Below are 13,959 nucleotides of genomic sequence, written 5' to 3'. Positions count from 1 at the left end.
TTTCTCTGCGGATCGGCGATGATGCCGCAATGAGCCCACGGATTGCAGATTCGGTTCGCGAACGTATCGAGCAGATGATCGTCACCGGCGAGTTCGCCGATGGCGAACGGCTGGACGAGGTGAAGCTTGCCGAACAGTTCGGCGTGTCGCGGACGCCGCTCCGCGAGGCGTTCCAGTCGCTCGCAGCCTCCGGGCTTCTGACGCTCGAAGCCCGCCGCGGCGCCTTCATAAGGCATCCGGACTTTGTCGAACTGGTCGAGATGTTCGAGGTGATGGCCGAGATCGAGGCAATGTGCGGGTTCCGCGCGGCTCGGCGGGTGACGCAGGACCAGATGGTTGCCATCGGCCTGACCATCGACGCCTGCGAGGCGGCGATCGCGATGGGCGATTTCGACGAATATTACCGCGAGAACGAAAAATTCCACCATCTGCTCTACGATGCTAGCGGAAACCGATTCCTGGCGCGCGAAGCGGCTCGGCTGCACAAGCGGCTCAAACCCTACCGCCGCATGCAATTGCGCACCAGTGGACGCATGCCCCAGTCAATGCGGGAGCACCGCACCGTCTACGCCGCGCTTCAGCGCGGCGATCCCAAGGCCACCGCCCTGGCGCTGCGCCTCCATGTCGCCATCCAGGGCGAACGCTTCAACGACCTCATGGTCAGTTACCGGCAAATGGCATCGCTCAAAACGGGGTGACAGGTTGTGCGTGTGAACGACCGGGCTGCCTATTTTTTGTTCGCCGTCCCGGTTTCGACCCCGGAGCGCATCCGCGACGGCCCGATCCATCCCGCGCCGAAGAAGCCGATCCCTGGCTTAGAACCGCGGCCCGCGCTGACCTGTTTCAAAGCCGTACTGTTGCTTGCGGAGAGCCTGGATCGCCTTTCCGTGAAAGGGTGAAGCATCAAAGTCTCTTCTCGACTGCGGCCGAACCCGGCAAAGGCCCTAATATTTCTGTTGATCAAGCCCTGCCCCGCCTGTCTCGTCTCTCCCCAGCCGACGGAAACGTCGCGCGCTGCATTTCAGCGCGGCCCTCCTTAGATGAGCCATCGCCTCAATCGCCGAATATGGATCCCCTAACATATCTGCCGCGAGGGAAAACATCAGGCCGCTCCAAGTTATTGACAGCCTGTATTGTAGAGGGTTGCTCCCCAGCCTTGCCGAATTGACAACTCTCGGTCGCTCCCGCGATGGTGACCGATGCGGGAGGTTTGCGTGGTAACAATATATATCGAAGAATCAGTTGATTGCAGGAGCAGGCTGGGCAAGGCAACCTCGCTGATCCGGGCCGGCAGCAGGGGGAACGGCACATGCAGAAGGAAGAGATCGGTAACGTTACAGTGGTCGGAACTGGGATCATCGGCGCCAGTTGGACTTGCCTCTTCCTGGCGCACGGCCTCGACGTGGTCGCCACCGATATTCGTCAGGGTGCGGAAGCCGAATTGACAGCCGCGGTCGAGCGGTTCTGGCCTACCCTGCCCCAATCCGTTCTCGCCAGCGGGCAGCGCGGAACGCTGCGCTTCGCGGCCGATCTCGAGGCTGCCTGCGCGCAAACCGGCTTCGTTCAGGAGAACGCGATCGAACGGCTGGACGCGAAGATCGAGCTGATGCGCCGCATCGACGCGGCCACGCCCGCGGATGTGGTGATTGCCTCCAGCTCCTCGGCGATTTCGGTGAGCGACATGCAGAGCGCCTGCGCCCGTCCCGAGCGGGTGGTGCTGGGCCATCCCTTCAACCCGCCGCATCTGGTGCCGCTGGTCGAACTGGCCGCCGGCGCGCGCACGCAAGCCTGGGCCCTGGACCGGGCCGAACAATTCTATACGCAGCTTGGAAAGGTCCCGGTTCGGCTCAACAAGGAGATCTACGGCCACATCGCCAACCGCATGCAGGCAGCGATCTTCAGGGAAGCAGTTCATCTACTGGAGACCGGTGTCGCCTCGGCCGAGGACATCGATCGCGCCGTCAGCGAGGGGCCCGGTCCGCGCTGGGCGTTGATGGGACCGCTGCTCACCTATCGCCTTGCCGGCGGCGACCGGGGCATGCAGGGTTTTTGGGACATGTTTGCGCCGATGCAGGACAAGCTCTGGGGGGAGCTCGGGGCGCCGGTGCCGGACGCCGCCCTGCAGGCGCGCGTGACCGAAGCCGTCGAGCAGTCCTATGGGGATCGCTCCGTGAGCGCGCTCGTAAAGGAGCGCGACATCCGTCTGCGGCAGGTGCTGGCGGCGAAGCGGCCACCGCAGGACTGAACGGCGCACCGTCGCAAGCAACTCCGATGGCCTGCGCGGATACTCCTTCGACACGAAAAGGCACGGCGACCGGAGCCGCCGTGCCCTGTCTTCTCGGGCGTTGAGCTTGGCTTATTTGCCGACCATCAGGCTCTGCGGCGCTTCGTCGCTCGCCATCCATGTTTCCAAGGCACCCAGCGGATCGAGGTCCGCCTGGGTTACTCCGCTCGGTCCGGCAGCGATGCCGCAATGGTCGAGGCCAGGGATCATGAAGAGTTTGACGTTCTTGGCAAGCTCCTCGGCGCCGCCCGCGGCCTCCGCCGCAGCCTCATGCCAAGCCACCGTGGTATAGGGCGGGACGATCGCATCGGCCCAGCCGTGCCAGACGATCATCTTGCCGCCCGCCTCGCGGAAGGCGGAGAGGTCGGGATCGTCGGCATTGTACATCTTGGCGGCCGCCGCCATGCGGGCCGGATCCTTGTCGAAGTCGAACTCGGTCGCCTTGTAAGCCGGGCCGGGATCTTCCGGATAGGCCATGTAGGAGCCGAAGGTCTGGGCGAAGAGCGGATTGAGGGCGGGGGATCCGGCCTCATTCCCGGTCAGCCAAACACGCCAGAACGGTTCCGAACCTTCCGGAACGCCACCGACGAACAGCACCTTGCCGGAGGAATCGACGGGCGACTTGCGCCATTTCTCCACCACTTCCCTTTCCTCGGGCGTAATGCACTGATTGCCCTCGGCTCCGGCTTCGCAGGTGATCGTGCTGAGATCGATTGTGCAGGCGCGCGGGTCGTCGATGGTTTTGTCTTCCTTGCCGTCGACGCCGTCGCACTGGCGCAGCACTTCCTCGGCGATCAGATCCACCTTGTCGGCCTTCAGGATCTGCTCGCCGTCGGGACCTGTATTGGCCTGGACCTGCCAGGCAAGCCCCGGTCCGGCGAGGCCGGTTTCATTGAGCGCCGGCGCCCCCGAGATGATGCCCTGGAACATCTCGGGATAGCGCAAGGCCGCCATGTGGGCCATCCGCCCGCCGGTGGAGCAGCCCTGGAAGATCGCCTGGTCCGACGGCTTGTCGTAGAACGCCTCGATCATCAGCTGCGCCACGCGGTTGGTCTCGCCGATGGAGCGCCAGCCCCAGTCCCGCTCGGCATTGACATTGCCATCGGCCCAGTCCGCATCGATGACAGTGAGCCCGTGGTGGCCGCTGTCGGTGGTCGCCGTCGCATAGCCCTTCTCGAGCCCCGGCCCCATGGCGTTGACGAAGCCGCTGCGGCCGCCGAGACTGCCGCAGAAACCGCCGCAGCCGACCTGGTAGTATTGCCCGTTCCAGCCCGAGAGCGGCAGCCGCACCTCGATGGCAATTGCCGGCAACGCCGTGGCGCGGACTTCGCAATAGGCCGGCGCAGTCCCCTCGGCGGAAACGACCCGCGCCGAGGTCACGAAGCCGGCCTCGAAGACGGTATCGCGCAGTGCGGCGCAGTCCGCTTCCGACTTGTCCTGGGCATGGGCCGCCGTGCCGATCATGGCGCCGGCGCTGATCAACGCCAGCATGGCGCCTCTTCGAAATAGATGCTGCATGGTCCTTCTCCTCCCGGGTTGGCCGGAGCGCGCGACCGATCCTCCTCGGTCGTCGCGTACCGGAATCCGTTCTGCATCCCCGCCGGGATCAGAAATTCACCTGATCTCCGCCCTTCAGCGCCAGCATCGCGCGCGCTTCCGTGGGCGTTGCGACATCGAGACCGAGTCCCTCCAGCACCTGACGGATCCTGCGCACCTGCGCGGCATTGCTTTGCGCCAGCTTGCCGGGTCCGTCCCAGAGCGAATCCTCAAGGCCGACGCGGACATTGCCGCCCATCGCCGCCGCCATCGTGGTGATCGGCATCTGGTGGCGCCCGGCGCCCAGCACCGACCACACGTAATCCTCGCCGAACAACCGGTCGGCCGTGCGCTTCATGTGCGAGACGTCGTCGGGATGGGTGCCGATGCCGCCAAGAATGCCGAAGACCGTCTGGATGAAGAGCGGTCCCTCGACGAGGCCGAGATCGCGAAAATGCGCCAGCGTATAGAGGTGGCTGGTGTCGTAACACTCGAATTCGAACCGCGTGCCGTTGCCGCCGCAATGCTCGAGAATATGCTCGATGTCCTTGAACGTGTTCTTGAAGACCGTATCGCGGGTCTTTTCGAGATAGGCAGGTTCCCAGTCATGCTGGAACTTCTCATAGCGGTCGAGCATCGGGTGAAGCCCGAAATTCATCGATCCCATGTTGAGCGAGGCGACCTCGGGAGCAAATTTCAATGCCGGCTGCAGACGCTCTTCCACCGTCATTGTCGGGCTGCCGCCGGTGGTCAGGTTCAGCACCGCATCGCTTGCCTGCTTGATGCGCGGCAGGAAGGCCGCAAACGCCGCCGGATCCTGCGTCGGACGTCCGTCCTCGGGATTGCGGGCGTGCAGATGAAGGATCGCCGCGCCCGCCTCCGCCGCCTCGATGGCCTGGGCCGCGATCTCATCGGCGGTCACCGGCAGGTGCGGCGACATGCTCGGGGTATGAATACCGCCGGTGATGGCGCAGGTGACGATGACCTTGCGAGGGGATTTGGCCATGTTCTCTTCCGTCCTTGCTGTCAGATGTTCTCGACATTGCCGCAGACGCTGATCGCCTGGCCCGAGATGTTGGCTCCCCCCGGCGAGGCCAGGAACAAGGCCGTGGCCGCGATGTCTTCGGGATCGACCATGCGCCGAAGCGAGATATTGGCGAGGTATTGCGCCTCCATGTCCTGGTAGCTCATGCCCGCAGCCTCGGCGCGGTCGCGGATCACCGCCTCCATGCGGGCGCCGCGCACGATGCCCGGAAGGATCGCGTTGACGCGAATGCCGTCGGGGCCCATCTCCTTGGCGAGGCTCTGGGTCAGTCCGACGATGCCCCATTTGGACGCGGCGTAAGGGGTCCGGAGCGCATAGCCCAGGCGTCCGGCGACGGACGAAATGTTGAGGATCACGCCGTTCTGGCTGGCGCGCAGCAAGGGCGCTGCGCGGCGCACCGTGAGAAACTGGCCGAGCAGGTCGATGTCGAGGGTCCGGCGGATGTCCTCGACAGAGAGTTCGTCGATCGATCCGGTCGGGCCGGCGATGCCGGCATTGTTGACCAGGACGTCGAGCCCGCCGAGCACTTCGGGGACGGTATCGAACAGGCGGCCTACCTGCGCCTCGTCCGACACATCGGCGCTGAGAATCCCTGCATCGGGATGCAAGGCGGCGAATTCGGCCAGGGCCTCCTCGTCGATATCGCAGACCAGCACTTTTGCGCCGGCTTCGAGAAACGCGCGGGCGATGGCGGCGCCGATGCCCGATGCGCCAGCCGTCACCAGCACCCGCAGGCCGGAACGCGGCCGCATCCGTTCAATGATGTTCATTGTCTGTCCAGTCCATGTGATTTCGGCAGGGAGGTCATGTCATGCCACCTCGAGCCAGTTGCGGCGCACGTCGCGATTGGCGTCGAGTTCGGCGGGCGTGCCGCGGAACACCAGTTCGCCATGGCCCATGACCATGACCTGCTGGGCCACCTTGAGGGCGATGGTGAGCTTCTGCTCGACCAGCACCACGGCGACGCCGCGGCGGCCGATATCGAGGATCACTTCCATCACCACCTCGACGATCCGCGGGGCCAGCCCCTCGGTCGGCTCGTCGATCAGCAGCACCCGCGGATTGCCGAGCAGCGAGCGGCAGATGGTCAGCATCTGCTGTTCGCCGCCGGAGAGATAGCCGGCGCGGATGGAGCGCCGTTCCCTGAGACGGGGAAAGTAGTCGTACATTTCCTCGACAGACCAGTGATGGGCGCCGGGGGCGCCCTTCTGGATCCCCATGGACATGTTCTCGTCAACCGTCAGGTTGGGAAACACCAGCCGTTCCTCCGGAACATAGCCGATCCCCTGCCGGCAGATCGCGTAAGGCCGTTGGCCGGCAAGCGGCTGGCTGTCCAGCGTCACCGTTCCCGATGTCGGCGGCACCAGGCCCATCATCGCTTTCAGCAGCGTCGAACGGCCCGATCCGTTTCGACCCAGCAGCGAGACGATGGAGGATTCGGGCACCTCCATGTCGATGCCGTGCAGGATGTGGCTCTTACCGTAATGGGCGTGAAGCCCCTTGACCTCGAGCAAGCTCATGACGCCGCCTCCTCGCCCAGATAGGCTTCCTGGACCGCCCGGTTGGCGCTGATGCGTTCGGGCGTGTCTGTCGCGATGATGTCCCCGTAGACCAGCACCGAGACCCGGTCGCAGAGGCTGAAGACGACGCCCATGTCGTGTTCCACCATCAGCAGTGTCTTGCCTTCGGTGACCGTGCGGATCAGCTCGATGGCCTTTTCGGTCTCCTCCCGGGACATGCCGGCTGTCGGCTCGTCGAGGAGAATGACCTCTGCGCCGGTGGTCAGCGTCATGCCGATCTCGAGCGCCCGCTGTTCGGAATAGGTGAGGTCGCCGGCGAGATCATGCCCGCGCGACTCGAGCCCGACCCGGGCCAGCACCTCGGCGGTCTCCTCATTGACCTGCCGCATGCCCGCAACCGGCCGGAACAGGCCGTAGCGCACCCCATGGCGCGCGAGCACGCCGATGCGCAGGTTCTCGAACACGCTCATGCGGTGGAAGATGTTGGTGATCTGGAAGGACCGCGCCAGACCGGCCCGGTTGATCAGATGCGGCGAGAGACCGGCAATGCTGTTGCCGTTGAGAAAGATCTCGCCCGAAGTCGGCGCGAACATCCCCGAGATCAGGTTGAAAAGCGTGGATTTTCCAGCGCCGTTGGGACCGATCACGGCGTGGCGTTCCCCGGCGCGGATATCAAGGTTCACGCCCTTGATCACCTCGATCGGCCCGAAGGACATGGTGATCGCAGCAAGGCGAAGGGCCGTCTGGGTTGTCGGTGTCGCGGTCATTTCGCACCTCCCGCGAGCAGCGGTTCTGTCGCTGTCGCATTGCTCGGGCCCTTGCGATCCCAGATGGTGCTGATCCTGCGTCGGGCGCGGATCAGAAGTGCGCCACCGCCGATCAGAAGAACGATCGGAAGCAGCCAGGTGAGAAGCCCGGTTGGATTCCAGCTGGCGCCAAAGAGTTCAAACGGCGGCAGGCCGCCCTCGGCATTGTGCCGAACCATGGCGTAGTCCTCGCCGAACAGCACCGCGACGGTTTCGGTCAGGAACACCACGCCCGCCGTGAGCAGCAACGCGCCGACAAACGCCAGCACGTAGTGGCCAGCCATGTTCCGCCAGTCGAGCTGCCGGCGATTGTGGATATGGTGCTGGATGACGCCGCCGATGCCGGTGGGGACATAGAGCATCACCAGGACGAAGATCAGGCCCTGATAGAACACCCAGGAGCGGGTCAGGTCGGAGACCAGGAACGAAAACAGCGTGAACGCCGTAGCCCCGATGACCGGCCCGAAGAACACGGTGGATCCGCCGACGAAGGTCTGGAGCACGACCTGGGCCGACACGTTGCTTGCGAACAGCGAATAGTTCGCGGTCTCGATCGAGATCGCCTGCAGCGAGCCGGCCACCGCGGTCAGCATTGCCGAGACCGTGAAGATGATCACCTTGGCGGTATGGGCGCTGTAGCCCAGGAAGCGCACCCGCTGCTCATTGTCCCGCAACGCCAGCGTCAGCCGTCCGAAAGGCGTGCGGGTATAGGCCCACAACGCCAAGCCGCAGACCAGGACCCATGCCAGGGTCAGGTAATAGACCTCGAGCATCGAGCCGAAGACGATGCCGTTCCACGGCATCCGCATCGAGGATATGCCGGATTCGCCGCCGAAGACCCCTTCCAATTGCGGAGCCAGCGAATGGAACAGCTCGGCGATCGCCAAAGTGACGAGGGCGAAATAGACCCCCGACCGCATGGTCGCGAAGTAGCCGGCGATCAGGCCGATGAGCAGGCCGGCCGCGGCGCCGGCCAGGGGCACGAGCGGAGTCGGAAACGGCAGCCCGCCCTCGATCGCCCGCATGAGATGGAGCGCGGCGAAGGCGCCCACCCCGAAATAGGCGGCATGGCCGAAGGAAAGCAGACCGGCCTGGCCGATCAGCAGGTTGAACGCCAGAGCAAACAGGCTGGCGATCAGCACATTGACCAGCATGTTCTGCCAGCCCAGTCCCAGGAAGGGCGGGACGATGACGAGCAGGGCCAGCGCGACTGCGAGAAGGAGAAGGTTTCGCATGGTCATCATCTCAGTTCCGCTCGCCCATCAGGCCGGCCGGACGCACCAGCAGGACGATCAGCATCAGCGCGAAGGGGATCGTTGCGCTGATCGAGGACAGCTCCAGGGTCAGCAGCCCGCCGACGGACCGGGCCCAGTCACCGAGACCGACGACGCCCAGGAGGTTGGCGAGAGACCAGTCGAGGCCCACGGCGAACGAGGAGAAGAGCCCGATCATCAGCGAGGCCAGCAACGATCCCTTGAGAGAGCCGAGCCCGCCGACGACGACAACCACGAACACTATCACGCCAAGTTCGAGCGCCATGTTCGGGTTGGTCGGGTAGAACGCTCCCGCCACCGCCCCTGCCAGTCCGGCAAGCGCTGCGCCGGTGCCGAACACGAACATGAAGACAATCGGAATGTTGTGCCCCAGGGCTTCCGCCATGGCTGGAAGCCGCTCGGCGGCGCGCACCACGATGCCGGTGCGGGTCCGCGTCAGCAGCACCCACAGGGCAGCGAACATCACCACGGCCACGGCTCCGATAAACAGCCGGTAGAACGGGTAAGTGGCGCCGAAAACCTCGAAGGCGGAAAACCGCAGCTCGGCGGGCATCTGATAGTTCACCGGAAAATCGCCGAAGAAGATCTTGATCAGTTCCTCGATGATCAGCGCCAGGCCGAAGGTCAGCAGCAGTTCATGGGCATGACCGTGGGCATGGACCCGCGGCAGCAGGAAGCGCTCCACCGCCATGCCGGCGAGGCCGACGACGATCGGCGCCACCAGGATCCCGACCCAGAAGCCGAAGACCGAGGAAACCGCATAGGCGACATAGGCGCCCATCATGTAGAACGACGCGTGGGCGAAGTTGAGGACACCCATCATGCCAAAGATGAGGGTGAGGCCGGCGGAGACCATGAACAGCAACAGGCCGTAGGTCACGCCGTTGAGCGTGGAGATGATCGCAAATTCCATGGGACTTCCGGGATGATGGGGCACGGGTGACCCGGCCGGCGGCTTGCGCCGACCGGGTCACGGTCCTGGGAGGATTACTCTGCGGGGCGTTCCATCTTGCAGCTGTCCTGCACCGGATAGATGGCGTCCTCGCCGGCAATGACCTTGACGGTCTCGAAGCCCATGTTGGTTTCATCTGCCGGATATTTGGGATTCTCCACGACCTTGGACACCACCACAGGGCGGATCGTCTGGTGATCTTCCTTGCGGACCGAGACCGGACCGAGCGGAGTTTCATAGGTGGTGTTTTCCAGCGCCAGGGCGATCTTGGTCACGTCGATGTCGCCGCCGCCGAAATCGACCGTGCCCAGCGCCTGTTGCAGCGCGCCGAGGGCAAAGGCGGAATGGCCTTCCACGAAGATCGGGTAATGCCCGGTCGCCGTCTTGTAGTCCTCGGCAAATTTTCCGTCGGTGGCCGCATTGTCATAATTGTTGGCGATGTAATGGCCAATCGCCGTCTTGCCGGCGTTCGCAATGTTGCCGGGCTGGTCGAGGAAGGCCGTGGCGAAGGTCACGTCCAGGCCTGCGTCGCCTGCGGCCTTCATCAGGAGCAGCAGGTCGTTCGACCAGTTGCCGGTGAACACCGTATCGGGAGCGGCTGAGCTGATCCGCGCCACGAAGGGCGCGAAGTCCTGGATCTTGTTGACGTCGTGCAGGACTTCATCGACCACCGTATAGCCGCCGTCCGCGGCGGCCGCGGCGGCCGCGGCCTGCATGTCCTGGCCCCAGGAATAGTTCTGGTTGATGGAATAGACCTTGGTCCCCAGATCACCGGATTCCTTCATCGCGCCGACCAGCGCGTTCACGCGCATCGGTGCGGTCGTCGTGTAGCGGAAATGGTAGAACTGGCACTTTTCGCCGGTCAGCTCCATCGCCTCGCCGCCGAGGTTGATGAAGATCACCTCGTCGCCGGGATTGCGCAGATTGTGCTTGCGCACATCCTCGGTCAGTTGGCCGGCAATGGCCGACGAAGCGCCCTGGAAAATGATGTCGACGCCGTCGGCCACGGCATTGCGGAACTTGTCCGCCGCATCGGGCGCTCCGCCGGCATTGTCATATTCGGTAACCACGACAGGCTCGCCGTTGAAGCCACCGGCTTCGTTGATGCGATCAACGCCGTATTTGACGGCATTGGCGTAAAGACGGCCCGTCGACGTCTGTGCGCCCGACAGGCTTTCGATGATGCCGATCTTCAAGGGTTCGGCGTGAAGCGGGGACGCGGTCAGGGCCGCTGCGGACGTGGCCGCGATCATGGCGAGACGTTTCAAGTTCTTCTCCTCCCGGATGATGTTTGCATGCGTGCCGTTGCGACCGGGTGGTTTGCATTTCCCGGTGCCCTCCTCGGACACGGCGGCAGTCTAAACACAGGAATTCTACTCTGTAAAGATTTTTGATATGTGATCACACATCAAATACACCGCGAAGAGGACGAGAGCCCGAAACCGTTGCCTGCCCAGGCGATTGCACGTACAACGCCCCCAGCGTGGCCGTTGGCGTCAGGTCCGCGGCCCTCTTCTCCTCCTGCAGAGGCAAGTCAACTTTCGACGCAGCCCAGTGAGGCCCCCGACACGTGAACACATTCAAATTGATGAACAAGGGTCAGCGCACGCTTGTCCCGGTAGATGTGTCCACGGTGCAGGAGCGTGTCTACCAGAGCCTTCGGCTGGGTCTTCTCAGGGGCGAATTCCTTCCCGGCGAACAAATCTCGATTCGTTCCCTCGCCGAGGTGCTCGGCACCAGTGCTATGCCGGTGCGCGAGGCGCTCGCCCGGCTGATCGCAGAACGCGCGATCGAGCAATCCGGGCCGCGAACCCTTCGCGTCGCGCCCTATCTGGCATCGGATCACGAGAATTACATCCGCATTCGCATGCAGCTTGAAGGCTACGCCGCCGAGCGGGCGGCGAGCGCGCCGAAGGACCCGGCACTGATCGATTCGCTCAAGCGCCACAATGACAGCATGGCCGAAGCTCTGGCCGTCGGCGATTTCGATGCCGCACTGGCAGGCAACCAGGCTTTCCATTTCGAGCTTTACCGGGCCGGCGGCTATCCGCAGCTCCTAGACCTGATTTCCACGCTCTGGCTCCGGACCGGGCCGATCGTGGCGTCCGCGCGCAAGGACGCAAAGCTCTTCGACAGGCTGTTCCACATAGGGTTCCGCATCCATGACGATGCGATCGAGGCCGTAGAGCGAAGAGACCGGGCAGCAGCGCGCTGGGCCATCAATCTCGATATCCGGTCAGCTCATCTGGCGATCAGGCGATTTTACAAGCATGCTGCGGACCAAGCGGACAACGAAGGGTCCTGACCCGTCGCACATCGTTCCGTGCCCTGGCTGATCCCCTTAGTCCTGCGGATCCCTGCGCACTATTTCGCGCGGGGACATTCCATATTTGCGGCGGAAGGCCGTGGAAAAATGGGCCGAACTGTTGAATCCGTAGTTGAAGGCTATCGATGTGATCGACGGACCCTCCCCCTTGGCGAGCCGGTCATAGCAAAGCTGAAGCCGCCGGCCCCAGATCCACTCCGACACCGACTTGTCGCAGTGCCGGAAAATCTGGTGCAGGTATCGCAGCGACATGCCGTTGGCCGCCGCAACCCGCTCGAGGGAAAGGTCGGGGTCGCCGATATGGTCCTCGATCCATTGCTGCACGGAGCGAAGGCGCGCCTTCTGCACCGAGCCGTCGAGCATCGGCATGTCTCCCTCAGGCGCCATCAAGGCCGCAGCCAGCAGATCCACCAGCTGCTCGCCCAGCTGGCTGCGCATGGCGGCGTCGAGACGTGAGGCCTCTGCCGCGAGCATGGAGCAGAACTCGGCCGCGATCCGCCCCAGCCCCTGCGTCGTGTTGAGTGTGCCGGTGATGGGGACCTCGCCATTGGGGAACCGGCGGGCGAAAGCGAGCCGTGGCACCTCCACATAGAAGGATCGGGCCTGGCCGATGCACTGCAGCTCGTATTGTTCGGTGGCGTAGAAAATTGCCCCCCGCGCGGCGTTGGACGAATGGGTTTCCCCGCGCTGCAGCACATTGAGATGCCCGTGATGGATCAGTTGCAGGTAGTAGCAATCCTTGTCGAGCCGGGAAATGTGCTGGCCGTTGCGCCGGATGCTTTGTTCCGACAGCAGGATGTCGGTGAGCACGACGTCGCCGAAACAGGCCTCGCGGATGAAACCGCGATAATCCTCGGGCTGCGTCGCCCTGACATCGACATGAACGTAAAAGTCGCAGATCGCCGCCTGCCAGGCGGCATAGCGCTTGGCGCGCGCAAGATTGTCCGTCGTAAAGACAAGTTCCATGGCCCCCTCCTCACCCAGCGATCACGGGGTTTAGGAGCCGACCTCCCGTCGACCGTTCTCACCCTTTTCCTGATCGTGCAGCCATTTTCAATCGCGGGAGAGTAGCGCTGCCCGAGCCTGTCCGCAAGCGGCGGCCAGAATGCACGCTCAAGCAAAAATCCTGCATTCTGAGAAAAGACGGCTGAAGCTGCATGAATTTAGGCTCCCGAAATGACCCTTCTCTTGCGGAGATTGACGGTCATGCTCTGTGGGAGGAGAACATGCAAGGTCTCGGGCGCCTGAGCCAGGAACAGATCGTCTTCGGGTTGGCACTGTTGCTGTGCGCCGGCTTCGCCGTGATGCTGCCCGGCTTCCTGACCACCAACAATCTGCTCAACCTCGTGCGCAGCGTGTCGATCCTCGGCATTCTCGGCGTGGCGATGGGGCTTGTCGTCATCGGCCGCGGCATAGACCTGTCGCTTGTGGCGCTCATGGCCATCTCGGTGGCCTGGACGCTGCAACTTGTCGCCAACGGCATGAGCCTGCCGCAGGCGGTCGCGCTCGGCCTCGCTTTCAGCCTCGCCGTAGGCATGATCAACGGCATCCTGATCGCCTATGTCGAGATCCCCGCGATCTTCGCAACGCTCGCCATGGGGATCGCGATCTACGGTTTCGGCCGCTACTTCCTCTTCACCCTCGACGTCATCTACATGCCCGAGAGCGCCCAGGCCCTGCAATGGATCGGGCAAGGCTCGCTGCTCGGCATCCCGGCCCCGATCCTCGCCTTCATCGCGGTCTGCGCGGCAGCCACGCTGTTCCTGCGCTGGACCACCTACGGGCGCTATTTGCGCGCGGTCGGCGACAACCTTCCCGCGGCCCGCATCACCGGCATTCCGGCGCGCCCGATCATCGTCCTGCAATACATGATCTCATCGCTGATCGGCTTTGCCGCGGGCCTGGTGACCGCCGGATCCATCGCCAGCATGAACACCCGCGTCGCGAATTCCACCATGGTCTACGACATCATCCTGGTGGTGGTGCTGGGCGGAATCGGACTGTCGGGCGGTCGCGGCAATGTCCGCAATGTCGTGGTCGGGACGCTGCTCATCGGCGTGCTGCTCAACGGCATGACGATCATGAACATCGAGTACACGCTGCAGAACGTCATCAAGGGCGTCATCCTTCTTACGGCAATCGTGATCGACACGATCCTCAACCCCCGCGACGAGCAGACCGCTCAGCAAGGGGACATCTGAAGCAGATCTCATCGG

The 13,959-nt window shown here is 63.8% G+C and carries 14 protein-coding genes; 5 read left to right on the top strand and 9 right to left on the bottom strand.

All coding sequences use genetic code 11. From position 1 onward, the window contains the following. Positions 1–29: 29 nt before the first annotated feature. From LL06_RS02150 to LL06_RS02145, 3 genes are all read left to right on the top strand, one after another. A complete protein-coding gene (locus LL06_RS02150) occupies positions 30–698 on the top strand; it encodes a GntR family transcriptional regulator (protein ID WP_035521614.1) in 669 nt (222 codons plus the stop codon). Positions 699–710: 12 nt separating this feature from the next. Beyond that, positions 711–899, top strand: a complete 189-nt coding sequence (locus LL06_RS27180; RefSeq protein WP_152599467.1) for a hypothetical protein — start codon at positions 711–713, stop codon at positions 897–899. A 410-nt stretch (positions 900–1,309) separates the two neighbouring features. Continuing rightward, positions 1,310–2,245 (top strand): 3-hydroxyacyl-CoA dehydrogenase NAD-binding domain-containing protein, encoded by a 936-nt coding sequence (locus LL06_RS02145; RefSeq protein ID WP_035521612.1) that lies wholly within the window; start codon positions 1,310–1,312, stop codon positions 2,243–2,245. Positions 2,246–2,356: 111 nt separating this feature from the next. Here the strand turns inward: LL06_RS02145 and LL06_RS02140 are convergent, their stop codons facing one another. The 8 genes from LL06_RS02140 to LL06_RS02105 all read right to left on the bottom strand — a co-directional run bounded on the left by LL06_RS02140 (position 2,357) and on the right by LL06_RS02105 (position 10,670). After that, on the bottom strand, positions 2,357–3,802 hold the full coding sequence (locus tag LL06_RS02140; RefSeq protein ID WP_035521610.1) for a tannase/feruloyl esterase family alpha/beta hydrolase: 1,446 nt from the start codon (positions 3,800–3,802) through the stop codon (positions 2,357–2,359). A gap of 88 nt (positions 3,803–3,890) precedes the next feature. Further along, a complete protein-coding gene (locus LL06_RS02135; RefSeq protein WP_035521608.1) occupies positions 3,891–4,826 on the bottom strand; it encodes a 3-keto-5-aminohexanoate cleavage protein in 936 nt (311 codons plus the stop codon). Positions 4,827–4,846: 20 nt separating this feature from the next. Next, positions 4,847–5,635, bottom strand: coding sequence for an SDR family oxidoreductase (locus tag LL06_RS02130; RefSeq protein WP_035521606.1), 789 nt, complete (start codon positions 5,633–5,635; stop codon positions 4,847–4,849). A gap of 39 nt (positions 5,636–5,674) precedes the next feature. Next, positions 5,675–6,385, bottom strand: a complete 711-nt coding sequence (locus LL06_RS02125; RefSeq protein ID WP_035521604.1) for an ABC transporter ATP-binding protein — start codon at positions 6,383–6,385, stop codon at positions 5,675–5,677. Continuing rightward, positions 6,382–7,152 (bottom strand): ABC transporter ATP-binding protein, encoded by a 771-nt coding sequence (locus LL06_RS02120; RefSeq protein ID WP_035521602.1) that lies wholly within the window; start codon positions 7,150–7,152, stop codon positions 6,382–6,384. Before LL06_RS02120 ends, LL06_RS02125 begins: the two co-directional genes overlap by 4 nt. After that, on the bottom strand, positions 7,149–8,432 hold the full coding sequence (locus LL06_RS02115) for a branched-chain amino acid ABC transporter permease (protein ID WP_201772295.1): 1,284 nt from the start codon (positions 8,430–8,432) through the stop codon (positions 7,149–7,151). The genes LL06_RS02120 and LL06_RS02115 overlap by 4 nt, the downstream gene beginning before the upstream one ends. A 4-nt stretch (positions 8,433–8,436) precedes the next feature. Further along, positions 8,437–9,378 carry a branched-chain amino acid ABC transporter permease gene (locus LL06_RS02110; protein WP_035521599.1) on the bottom strand — a complete coding sequence of 314 codons (942 nt, stop codon included), beginning with the start codon at positions 9,376–9,378 and terminating at the stop codon, positions 8,437–8,439. A 74-nt stretch (positions 9,379–9,452) separates the two neighbouring features. Next, positions 9,453–10,670, bottom strand: coding sequence for a branched-chain amino acid ABC transporter substrate-binding protein (locus LL06_RS02105; protein ID WP_035521597.1), 1,218 nt, complete (start codon positions 10,668–10,670; stop codon positions 9,453–9,455). A 335-nt stretch (positions 10,671–11,005) separates the two neighbouring features. Here LL06_RS02105 and LL06_RS02100 point away from each other — a divergent pair, with 335 nt between their 5' ends. After that, on the top strand, positions 11,006–11,722 hold the full coding sequence (locus tag LL06_RS02100) for a GntR family transcriptional regulator (RefSeq protein ID WP_052161122.1): 717 nt from the start codon (positions 11,006–11,008) through the stop codon (positions 11,720–11,722). 36 nt (positions 11,723–11,758) lie between these two features. Here LL06_RS02100 and LL06_RS02095 read toward each other — a convergent pair whose 3' ends face one another. Next, positions 11,759–12,709, bottom strand: a complete 951-nt coding sequence (locus tag LL06_RS02095) for a helix-turn-helix domain-containing protein (RefSeq protein WP_035521595.1) — start codon at positions 12,707–12,709, stop codon at positions 11,759–11,761. Positions 12,710–12,969: 260 nt separating this feature from the next. On the opposite strand from LL06_RS02095, the gene LL06_RS02090 reads away from it, so the two are divergent. Continuing rightward, the gene (locus LL06_RS02090; RefSeq protein WP_035521593.1) at positions 12,970–13,944 is read left to right on the top strand and encodes an ABC transporter permease; all 975 of its coding nucleotides are present in this window, start codon (positions 12,970–12,972) and stop codon (positions 13,942–13,944) included. The last annotated feature ends 15 nt before the right edge of the window (positions 13,945–13,959 follow it).

The organism is Hoeflea sp. BAL378, from assembly GCF_000759435.1.
Lineage (GTDB): Bacteria > Pseudomonadota > Alphaproteobacteria > Rhizobiales > Rhizobiaceae > Hoeflea.
The sequence above is the reverse complement of the archived record's forward strand: the minus strand, read 5'-3'. Positions and strand labels throughout refer to the sequence as shown.

Bases quoted from the DNA above. Each gene is read 5' to 3' on its own strand.
- LL06_RS02105 (WP_035521597.1), bottom strand. From the start codon at position 10,670: ATGATCGCGGCCACGTCCGCAGCGGCCCTGACCGCGTCCCCGCTTCAC.
- LL06_RS02130 (WP_035521606.1), bottom strand. From the start codon at position 5,635: ATGAACATCATTGAACGGATGCGGCCGCGTTCCGGCCTGCGGGTGCTG.
- LL06_RS02125 (WP_035521604.1), bottom strand. From the start codon at position 6,385: ATGAGCTTGCTCGAGGTCAAGGGGCTTCACGCCCATTACGGTAAGAGC.
- LL06_RS02090 (WP_035521593.1), top strand. From the start codon at position 12,970: ATGCAAGGTCTCGGGCGCCTGAGCCAGGAACAGATCGTCTTCGGGTTG.
- LL06_RS02135 (WP_035521608.1), bottom strand. From the start codon at position 4,826: ATGGCCAAATCCCCTCGCAAGGTCATCGTCACCTGCGCCATCACCGGC.
- LL06_RS02110 (WP_035521599.1), bottom strand. From the start codon at position 9,378: ATGGAATTTGCGATCATCTCCACGCTCAACGGCGTGACCTACGGCCTG.
- LL06_RS02150 (WP_035521614.1), top strand. From the start codon at position 30: ATGAGCCCACGGATTGCAGATTCGGTTCGCGAACGTATCGAGCAGATG.
- LL06_RS02145 (WP_035521612.1), top strand. From the start codon at position 1,310: ATGCAGAAGGAAGAGATCGGTAACGTTACAGTGGTCGGAACTGGGATC.
- LL06_RS02120 (WP_035521602.1), bottom strand. From the start codon at position 7,152: ATGACCGCGACACCGACAACCCAGACGGCCCTTCGCCTTGCTGCGATC.
- LL06_RS02140 (WP_035521610.1), bottom strand. From the start codon at position 3,802: ATGCAGCATCTATTTCGAAGAGGCGCCATGCTGGCGTTGATCAGCGCC.
- LL06_RS02095 (WP_035521595.1), bottom strand. From the start codon at position 12,709: ATGGAACTTGTCTTTACGACGGACAATCTTGCGCGCGCCAAGCGCTAT.
- LL06_RS02100 (WP_052161122.1), top strand. From the start codon at position 11,006: ATGAACAAGGGTCAGCGCACGCTTGTCCCGGTAGATGTGTCCACGGTG.
- LL06_RS02115 (WP_201772295.1), bottom strand. From the start codon at position 8,432: ATGACCATGCGAAACCTTCTCCTTCTCGCAGTCGCGCTGGCCCTGCTC.